Here is a 9108-nt window from a genome sequence, read left to right as displayed (position 1 = left end):
GGGGGGACCGCCGGGGGTGGCCGGACCGCGTGCCGCCGCCCGGGGGTGCGCGGCTGGCAGCCGGCGGCGGTCTCGTGGCTGCTCGACCTGTGTCCGCCCGACTACCGCGGGCACGCGGTCCTGCGGCGCCACCCGGTCGCCCTGGCCTGGCTCGCGGAGCAGCACGTCGCCGCCCAGGTCGAGGCGATGCGACAGGCCTATCGCACCGTGCGGGTCGACCTCGCCGAGGCCCTGCCCGAGGGGACCGTCGACGCCCTGCTCGTGTGCCTCGAGCACGAGGGGCTGCGGCTGCGCTCGGCGCAGCGCAGCATCCTGCTGCTGCGCGAGGCGCTCGACGGCAATGTCTTCGTCGAGCGGCTGTGACCCCCTTCGCCCGACGTGGTGAGGACCGAGGCGGGTCACAGCCACGTGCCAGCCTTCGAGACGTAGACTCAGGCGGTCCCCGACACCGGAAGGAAGCCCGCGTGGCAGTCCTCGAGACGATCACCTCTCCCGCCGACCTCAAGCGACTCCCCGAGGAGCTGCTCGACACCCTGGCGCAGGAGATCCGTTCCTTCCTCGTCGCCGAGGTCTCACGCAGCGGCGGGCACCTCGGCCCCAACCTCGGTGTCGTCGAGCTGACCATCGCCCTGCACCGGGTCTTCGACTCGCCCGACGACACGCTCGTCTTCGACACCGGTCACCAGTCCTACGTGCACAAGCTGCTCACGGGGCGGCAGGACTTCAGCGCGCTGCGCACCCGTGACGGGCTCTCCGGCTACCCCAGCCGCGCCGAGTCCGAGCACGACGTGGTGGAGAACAGCCACGCCTCGACCTCCCTGTCGTGGGCCGAGGGCATCGCCAAGGGCTATCGCCTGCGCGGCGAGGAGCGGCACGCCGTCGCCGTCATCGGCGACGGTGCGCTCACCGGCGGCATGGCCTGGGAGGCGCTCAACAACATCGCGGCCGACAAGGACCTGCCGCTCGTCATCGTCGTCAACGACAACGAGCGCTCCTATGCGCCGACCATCGGCGGCCTCGCCGACCACCTCGCGATGCTGCGGACCAACCGTCAGTACGAGCAGGTGCTCGACTGGGGCAAGGACAAGCTCAACCGCACCCCGGTCGTCGGGCGGGCGGCCTACCAGGCCATCCACTCGATGAAGAAGGGCGCGAAGGACTTCTGGGCGCCGCAGGGGATGTTCGAGGACCTCGGCATCAAGTACGTCGGCCCGTCGACGGGCACGACGAGACGAGCGTCGAGCAGGCACTGCGCCGGGCCAAGGCCTTCGGCGGGCCGGTCCTCGTCCACGTCATCACGCAGAAGGGCCGCGGCTACGAGCACGCGGTCGGTGACGAGGCCGACCAGTTCCACGCCGTCGGCAAGATCAACCCCGAGACCGGCCTGCCGCTCGAGATCGCCGGTCGCTCGTGGACCGACGAGTTCGGCGACGAGATGCTCGCGCTCGGGGCCGAGCGGCCCGAGGTCGTCGCGATCACCGCCGCGATGATGATGCCCGTCGGGCTGCAGCCCTTCGCGCTGGCCCACCCGGACCGGATCTTCGACGTCGGCATCGCCGAGCAGCACGCGACGACCATGGCGGCCGGACTCGCCTTCGCCGGGATGCACCCGGTCTCGCGATCTACGCGACCTTCTTGAACCGCGCCTTCGACCAGCTGCTCATGGACTGCGCCATGCACAAGGCAGGCGTGACCTTCGTCCTCGACCGCTCCGGCGTGACCGGCCCCGACGGCGCCAGCCACCACGGCATGTGGGACATGTCGCTCGCGAGCATCGTGCCCGGCCTGCGCTTGGCCGCCCCCCGCGACGGGCAGCAGATCAGGGTCGCCCTGCGCGAGGCCGTTGACGTCGAGGACGGCCCGACGGTCATCCGCTTCCCCAAGGGCAGCGTCGCCGACCCGCTCGAGGCCGTCGCGACGGTCGACGGGCTCGACGTCCTCGCCGGTGACCCGGCGGTCGACCCCGAGGTGCTCGTCGTCTCGGTCGGCTCGATGGCCGGCACGGCGACGACGGTCGCCGAAAAGCTTGCGGCAGAGGGCCACTCGACGCTGGTCGTCGACCCCCGCTGGGTCCTGCCGGTGCCCGCTGCCCTCGTCGAGCTCGCCGCTCGCTCCGGCCGGGTCGCCGTCATCGAGGACAACAACGTCTCCGGCGGCGTCGGCGCCGAGGTCGCCCGCGTCCTCGACGAGGCCGGGGTCACCGCCCCGGTGCACCGCTTCGGCCTGCCCAAGGAGTTCCTCGCCCACGCCTCGCGGGCCCAGGTGCTCGAGAGCGTCGGGCTGACTCCCGAGCCGATCGTCGAGCGGCTGCGCGCGCACCTCTGACCCGACCACGAGACGAAGGGGGCGGGACCCCCTTCGTCGTGGTGCGGCGTGCCATGACCCGGCGCCAAGAGTGGTGCGACAACCCACGCCACGGCGTGACCGCCACCGGTTGACTCCCGCCATCGGTCGAGCGTCAACGGTTCTCGTTGCAGCAAAGGCGCGAGCGCTCGCCGGGGTGGAGGTCCTGCCATGTCCATGTCGTGGAAGCTCGCTCTCGCGAGCGTCGCCGTCAGCCTGAGTGTCACCGCGTGCGGTGCCCCCGGCAGCCCCGGGTCGGGCGGCGACGGGGGAGACGCGGACGGGCCGCACAAGGTGGGCCTCGTCTACAGCAAGTCGGGACCACTCGCGACGTACGGCGCCCAGTACCGCGCCGCCTTCGACGCCGGCATCGACTACGCCACCGACGGCACCGGAGAGGTCAACGGCCAGCCGATCGAGATCACCGAGAAGGACGACGCCGGCGACCCGGCCAAGGCCGTCTCCGGCGCCACCGACCTCATCGGCCAGGACACGAAGATCATCGCCGGCTCGACGGCCTCGGGCGTGGCCCTGCAGGTCGCCCCGCTGGCCGAGGACAACAAGGTCCTCTTCATCTCCGGTCCGGCGGCGGTCGACGGTGTCACGGGCGCCAACGACTACACCTTCCGCTCCGGCCGCCAGACCTACCAGGACGTCGCGACCGCCGGGACGATGCTCGGCGACGTCAAGGGCAAGAAGGTCACCGTCCTGGCCCAGGACAGCGCCTTCGGCACCGCCAACATCGACGCGGTCAAGAGCGTGCTCGGTGCCCAGGGCGCGAAGGTGACCGCCGTCGAGGCGCCTGCGGGAGCCAAGGACTTCACCCCCTTCGCCACGAAGATCAAGGCCGGATCGCCCGACCTGCTCTTCGTCGCGTGGGCCGGCGACAACGCGACCGCGATGTGGAGCACGCTGTCCCAGCAGGGGGTCTTCGACGAGACCAAGGTCGTCACCGGCCTCGACATCAAGGCGACGCACGCGCTCTTCGGCGAGGCCGGGACCAAGATCGACTTCCTCAGCCACTTCTTCGCCGGTGCCGCCGACAACGAGGCCTACACCGCGCTGGAGGAGAGCCTGGCGAAGGACGGCGAGGAGGTCGACCTCTTCAGCACCGACGGCTTCGTCGCCGGCCAGATGGTCGTCCAGGCGATCAAGGAGGGCGGCAACGACCCGGACAAGATGGTCAAGGCCCTCGAGGGGTGGAGCTTCGAGGGGCCCAAGGGGCCGATGGAGATCCGCGCCGAGGACCACGCGCTGCTGCAGCCGATGTTCACCGTGTCGCTGGAGAAGAAGGGCAAGAACTTCGTGCCCGTCCTCGGCAAGACGATCGACGCCGCGGACGTGGCGCCGCCCGTCGCCGGGTCGAAGTGATCGCCGCTGCCGGTGTCGGGTGGCGCATCGGCGGCGCGCGGATCCTCGAGGACATCACGCTCGAGGTCGGCGTCGGCGAGCTGCTCGGCATCATCGGTCCCAACGGAGCGGGCAAGTCCTCGCTCGTCAACATCCTCTCCGGCGTCACCCGGCCGAGCGACGGGCGGGTGACGCTGGGGGAGGACGACGTCACCCGGCTGAGCGCGACGAAGCGCGCCCGTCGGGGGCTCGCCCGGTCCTTCCAGACCTCGGCGCTCTTCGACGGGCTGTCCGCGAGGGAGAACGTGCGGCTGGCCATCCAGGCGGCGGGGCCGGCGCCCTTCTCGCCCTTCCGCGCGGCCGGGATCGTCGGCGGGGACCGGATCGACGACCTGCTCGCGCGGGTGCGGATGCCCGGGAAGGGGCAGACCCTCGCCCGGGACCTGTCGCACGGCGATCGCCGCAAGCTCGAGCTGGCGATGGCGCTCGCGTCCGACCCCAAGGTGCTCCTGCTCGACGAACCCATGGCCGGCGTCTCGGCCGAGGACGTCGACGGGCTCACCGAGATCATCGGCGACGTGCGCGACAGCGGTGTCTCGGTCGCCATGGTCGAGCACCACATGCACGTCGTGCTCGGCCTCGCCGACCGGGTGGCCGTGCTGCACCACGGTCAGCTGCTCGCCGTCGGCAGCCCGACCGAGGTCACCTCGGACGAGCGCGTCCAGCAGGCCTACCTGGGAGAAGCACTGTGAACGACACGACCACGCCGCCGGTCCTCACCGTCGAGGACCTCCACGTGCGCTACGGCGGCTCGCACATCCTCCAGGGCGTCTCCTTCGAGGTGCCGTCCACCGGGGTCACCGCCCTCCTCGGGCGCAATGGCGTCGGCAAGACGACGACCCTCAAGGCGCTGCTCGGGCTGGCACCCCGCACGGGCACGATCCGGCTCGACGGGCAGGAGATCCAGGGACGTCAGACGGTCCGGATCGTCCGCGACGGGATCGGGTACGTCCCCGAGGACCGGGAGGTCTTCGGTGGCCTGAGCGTCGACGAGAACCTGCGCCTCGTCGACGCGGCGGCCGGGGCGGACGCGCCGATCGTGCGTGACCTCTTCCCCGACCTGGTGACCCGCAGGGACCAGCGGGCGGGGACGCTCTCCGGCGGGCAGCAGCAGATGGTCTCGCTCGCGCGGGTCCTCCAGCGGGACAACCGGCTGCTCCTCATCGACGAGCCGACCAAGGGCCTGGCGCCCAAGCTCGTCACCGAGGTCGCCGACGTCCTCGCCGAGGTGGCCCGCACGACCCCGATCCTGCTCGTGGAGCAGAACCTGCCGCTCGTGCGCCGCATCGCCGACACCGTCGTCGTCCTCGACGCCGGCAGCGTCGTGCACACCGGCACGGCGGCCGACCTCGTCGCCGACCAGGAGCTCACCCGCGAGCTGCTCGGGGTGTCGATGCGAAGGGAGAGCGCGGCATGAGCGACCTGACCCTGATCCTCGGCACCGGCCTCGGGCTGGGCGCGCTGTACTTCCTCGCCGCGGCCGGGCTCAGCCTCATCTACGGCCTGATGGGCGTGCTCAACTTCGCGCACGGCGCCTTCATGATGGCCGGCGCCTACGCCGGCTGGGAGACCATGCAGCGCCTACCCGGCGAGCTGTCCGTCAGCGTGCGGCTGCTCGCCGCGGTCGTCGTGGCGCTCCTCGTCGGGGCCCTCATCGGCGTGGTCGTCGAGGTCTGCCTCATCCGCCCCCTCTACAAGCACCACATCCAGCAGGTGCTCGTCACCGTCGGGCTCTCCCTCGCGGCGGTCGCCGTCGCCCAGGCCGTCTGGTCCGCCGACCCCAAGCCGGTGGAGAAGCCGTCGTGGATGGCGTCGACGACCCAGCTCGCTGGCGCGCACCTGCCCAACGACCGGCTGCTCTTCGTCCTCGTGGCCGGGCTCGTCTTCGCGGGGTTGCACGCCCTGCTGCGCTACACGCGCCTCGGGCTGGTGATCCGGGCCGGGGTCGAGAACCGCACGATGGTCGAGGCACTCGGCATCAACGTGCGGGCGACCTTCACCATCGTCTTCGCGATGGGCGGGGCCGCCGCCGCGCTCGCCGGTGTCCTGTACTCGCAGTACGCCGGCTCGGTGTCGCCCGCCCAGGGTGGCTCGCTGCTCATCTACGCCTTCATCGTCGTCGTCATCGGGGGCATGGGGTCGCTCACCGGCACCGCGGTTGCCGCGGTCGCCGTCGGGCTGGTGCAGCAGCTCGCCAACTACTACGCGGCCAGCGGTGTCGGCGACCTGTCCGTCGTCCTCCTGCTGGCCCTCGTCCTGCTGGCTCGTCCCGCCGCCATGAAGGGAGCACCCGCATGAGTGCCCGATCGGTCGCCAAGGCCCTCCCGGGCCTGGCCCTCCTGCTCGTCCTCGTCGCCCTGCCCTACGTGTCGGCGACGGTCCCGGGCGTGCTGCCCGGCCGGGTCAACGGCCCCGGCTCCTTGCAGCTGCTCGCCACCTGCTTCATCTTCGCCGGCTTCGCGCTGGGCTACGACGTGATCTTCGGCCGCACCGGTCTGCTGAGCTTCGGCCACGCGCTCTTCGTTGCGGCGGGCAGCTACCTGCTGACGATCTCGCTGTCGTCATGGGGGACCTCGCTGCCCGTCGCGGTCCTCCTCTCGCTCGGGGTGACGCTCCTCCTCGCGCTCGTCGTGGGTGGCATCGCCCTGCGGGTCGGTGGCATCGCCTTCGCCATGGTGACGCTCGCCTTCGCCCAGGCCGCGTCGATCATCGTGCTGCGCAACCCCGGCGACGTCACCGGCGGTGAGGAGGGGCTCATCCTCAGCCGTGAGGCGGTCCCGGCGCTGCTCGTCGGGGTGCACAACGCCCCCTACCGCTACTGGCTCGCGCTCGCCTTCGTCGTCCTCGCCTTCGTCGCCGTGGCGCTGCTCGTCCGCACCCGCGCCGGGCACGCCATGGCCGCCGTCCGTGAGAACGAAGAGCGTGCCGCCGTCCTCGGCTACGACGTCTACCGGGTCAAGCTCCTGGCGATCGTCGTCGGCGCCGTCCTCGGTGGCCTCGGAGGCATCGTGCACGCCATCGTCCTCGGCGGCTCGAGCCCGCACGTCACGACGACCGAGTTCACCCTCGCGCTGCTCGTCATGGTCGTCCTCGGGGGAGCGGGTCGGCTGTGGGGCGCGGTCGTCGGCGGGTTCGTCTACCACTACGCCGACGCCCGGCTGGTCGAGGTGAGCGGCTCGTCGGTCGTCGCCGCCATGCCCGACATCGTCCAGCGCCTGCTCGGGGAGCCGCTGCTCATCCTCGGCGTGCTCTTCATCGTCGTCGTGTACTTCGCGCCCGAGGGGCTCACCGGCCTGGGCGCCCGACTGCTGCAGCGCTCCCGGTCCGGCCGATCCCGGCAGACCGAGGGCGCTCGGGGCCTCCTGCCGAGGAGGTCGGACGCATGAGCCCCGACGAGTCGACCTTCGTCATCGAGCAGCCCGTGGGCTCGCTCGCGGTCCACGACCTCACCGTCGCGCCTGCGCGCGAGGGGGCACCCGTCGTGCTCGCCGTCCACGGCATCACCGCCAACGGGCTCTCGTGGCGTGCGCTCGCCGACGAGCTGCACCGACGTCACGGGCCGGGGGCGGTCGGTGCTCGCACCGGACCTGCGGGGCCGTGCGGCCAGCCGTGAGGCGTCAGGCCCCTATGGTCTGGCGGTCCACGCCCAGGACCTGGCCACGATCTCGGCGGTCTTCGGCGTGCGGCCGGTCGTCGTCGGGCACTCGATGGGAGCCTTCGTCGCCGCGCTCGCCGCCGCAGCCCAACCGGGCCTCTTCAGCTCCGTCGTCCTCGTGGACGGCGGGCTGGCCTTCCCCGCACCTGCGGACCTCGACATCGACGCGGCCCTCCAGGCCGTGATCGGGCCGGCCATGGACCGCCTGGCGATGCGCTTCGAGAGCCCCTCGGCCCACCTGGGCTTCTGGGCCCGGCACCCCGCGGTCGGCCCGCTGCTCGCGGGTCCGGCGGCATCAGTCGTGCGGGCCTACCTCGGTCACGACCTCGTGCCGGCGCCCGACGTGCCGGGCCGGTGGATGAGCTCGTGCATCCTCGACGCCGTCCGCGCGGACGGTGCCGACGTGCTCGCCGACGCGACCGTGCACGCGGCCGCACGGCGAGCGGTCGAGCAGGACGTGCACCTCGAGCTCGTTTGGGCCGAGCGGGGGCTCATGGACGAGCCCCAGGGGCTCTACGACGAGTCCCGGCTGGCGGCTCTCGACCTCCCTTCGTCCCTGGCGATGCACCGGGTCGAGGCCAACCACTACGACGTCATCCTCACCGGGGAGGGGCTGACGACCGTCGCCGACGTCGTCGACCGATCGTTGGGCGACGGGTAGAGGTGCCAGCGACCGGATAGTCGGTCGGGGATACCTCAACCTGGCGTCAGCGGCTCTCGAGCAGTCGTCGCATGCGCAGGGCGAGCTGGATCTCCAGCGCGCGGTCGGGGTGCTGCCAGTCGTCCCCGAGCAGGGCGGAGACCCGAGCCAGTCGTTGCGCCACGGTGTTGACGTGGACGTGCAGCTCGCCGGCCGCGTGGCGCGGGCTCGAGCCGGCGGCGAAGTAGGCCACGAGGGTGCCGACGAGGTCGCTGCCCCGCTCCGCGTCGTAGTGCAGGACCGGACCGAGGACCGACTGGACGTAGTCGTGGACGTCGGGGTCGGAGCCGACGATGAGGCCGGCGAAGCCGAGCTCACGGGCCGCGGCGCCCGTGCCCGAGCGCCCCAGGGCGATGAGCGCGCCGGCGGTCCGGGCGCCGTCCTCGAAGGCCCGGGGGAGGTCTCGACGTCGGTCAGCGGGCCGCAGCCGCCGACGTCAGTCGGGGTCCGCGGGTGGACGCGCTCGGCGAGCGAACGGGGCGAGGTGGTCGGCGTCGTCGCCCCGACGAGGGCGACGATCGCGCCGTCGTGCGTGCCGACGAGCGAGCCCTCGCCGAGGAGCGTGCTCACGGTGAGGGCCAGCGCGCGCTGCTGCGTGGGGTCTCCGCCACGGGCGACGAGGAGGCACATCGGATCGCGCGGCTCGAGGCCGGCCGAGCGCAGGTAGCCGGTCCGTTCCTCGTGGCTGCCGCGACCGCTCAGCAGGTCGGCGAGCAGTCGGTTGCGGGCGGTCTGGCGGGCGTCGTCGGCCTGGCGCTCGAAGAGCAGGACGAGGGCGGTGACGACTGCGGCCCGCTCCACCGTGCGCTGGTCGGCCTCCTCGAGGGTGCCCGGGGCACCGACGACGAGGGTGCCGAGCTCCTCGTGCGAGGCGATGACGCCGATGGCGTGCACCCCGTCCTCCTCGACGAGTCGCCCGGCCTCGTGCCGCGCGCGGTCGACGACGGGGCAGCGAGAGGAGCGCGTCCCGGTCCCCCGTCGGGGGCCGTGCCGGCCCGAG

Annotated in this window: 9 protein-coding genes and 2 pseudogenes; 9 read left to right on the top strand and 2 right to left on the bottom strand. The window is 72.4% G+C overall.

The features are described from left to right. The 9 genes and pseudogenes from AC2W7J_RS12320 to AC2W7J_RS12280 all read left to right on the top strand — a co-directional run. On the top strand, positions 1-363 hold a 363-nt coding region (locus tag AC2W7J_RS12320; RefSeq protein WP_485982728.1), incomplete at its 5' end, for a hypothetical protein. Between the two features lie 101 nt (positions 364-464). Next, positions 465-2325 (top strand): annotated as a pseudogene (gene dxs, locus AC2W7J_RS12315) (1-deoxy-D-xylulose-5-phosphate synthase). 189 nt (positions 2326-2514) lie between these two features. Next, positions 2515-3714: a substrate-binding domain-containing protein gene (locus AC2W7J_RS12310; protein WP_485982726.1), complete on the top strand. Its 1200-nt coding sequence runs from the start codon at positions 2515-2517 to the stop codon at positions 3712-3714. Continuing rightward, entirely contained in the window at positions 3711-4445 is a 735-nt protein-coding gene (locus AC2W7J_RS12305; RefSeq protein WP_427802494.1) for an ABC transporter ATP-binding protein, read from the top strand. Before AC2W7J_RS12310 ends, AC2W7J_RS12305 begins: the two co-directional genes overlap by 4 nt. Further along, positions 4442-5170: an ABC transporter ATP-binding protein gene (locus tag AC2W7J_RS12300; protein ID WP_485982724.1), complete on the top strand. Its 729-nt coding sequence runs from the start codon at positions 4442-4444 to the stop codon at positions 5168-5170. Before AC2W7J_RS12305 ends, AC2W7J_RS12300 begins: the two co-directional genes overlap by 4 nt. Further along, positions 5167-6051, top strand: coding sequence for a branched-chain amino acid ABC transporter permease (locus AC2W7J_RS12295; RefSeq protein ID WP_427802495.1), 885 nt, complete (start codon positions 5167-5169; stop codon positions 6049-6051). Before AC2W7J_RS12300 ends, AC2W7J_RS12295 begins: the two co-directional genes overlap by 4 nt. Further along, positions 6048-7139 (top strand): branched-chain amino acid ABC transporter permease, encoded by a 1092-nt coding sequence (locus tag AC2W7J_RS12290; protein ID WP_485982722.1) that lies wholly within the window; start codon positions 6048-6050, stop codon positions 7137-7139. Before AC2W7J_RS12295 ends, AC2W7J_RS12290 begins: the two co-directional genes overlap by 4 nt. Then, positions 7136-7366, top strand: coding sequence for a hypothetical protein (locus tag AC2W7J_RS12285; protein WP_485982720.1), 231 nt, complete (start codon positions 7136-7138; stop codon positions 7364-7366). Before AC2W7J_RS12290 ends, AC2W7J_RS12285 begins: the two co-directional genes overlap by 4 nt. Continuing rightward, complete coding sequence (locus AC2W7J_RS12280) at positions 7326-8069, top strand: alpha/beta fold hydrolase (protein WP_485982718.1); 744 nt, start codon at positions 7326-7328, stop codon at positions 8067-8069. Before AC2W7J_RS12285 ends, AC2W7J_RS12280 begins: the two co-directional genes overlap by 41 nt. A gap of 46 nt (positions 8070-8115) precedes the next feature. Here the strand turns inward: AC2W7J_RS12280 and AC2W7J_RS12275 are convergent, their stop codons facing one another. After that, positions 8116-8301: a helix-turn-helix domain-containing protein gene (locus AC2W7J_RS12275; protein ID WP_485982716.1), complete on the bottom strand. Its 186-nt coding sequence runs from the start codon at positions 8299-8301 to the stop codon at positions 8116-8118. 302 nt (positions 8302-8603) lie between these two features. Continuing rightward, positions 8604-8909: pseudogene (locus AC2W7J_RS12270) on the bottom strand (helix-turn-helix domain-containing protein); the annotation flags it as partial. Positions 8910-9108 lie beyond the last annotated feature (199 nt).

This window comes from Janibacter sp. CFPM2_SD2 (assembly GCF_057364645.1).
The sequence above is the reverse complement of the archived record's forward strand: the minus strand, read 5'-3'. Positions and strand labels throughout refer to the sequence as shown.

Excerpts from the sequence above, each read along its gene's own strand:
- AC2W7J_RS12290 (WP_485982722.1), top strand. The coding sequence starts at position 6,048 with ATGAGTGCCCGATCGGTCGCCAAGGCCCTCCCGGGCCTGGCCCTCCTG.
- AC2W7J_RS12310 (WP_485982726.1), top strand. The coding sequence starts at position 2,515 with ATGTCCATGTCGTGGAAGCTCGCTCTCGCGAGCGTCGCCGTCAGCCTG.
- AC2W7J_RS12295 (WP_427802495.1), top strand. The coding sequence starts at position 5,167 with ATGAGCGACCTGACCCTGATCCTCGGCACCGGCCTCGGGCTGGGCGCG.
- AC2W7J_RS12285 (WP_485982720.1), top strand. The coding sequence starts at position 7,136 with ATGAGCCCCGACGAGTCGACCTTCGTCATCGAGCAGCCCGTGGGCTCG.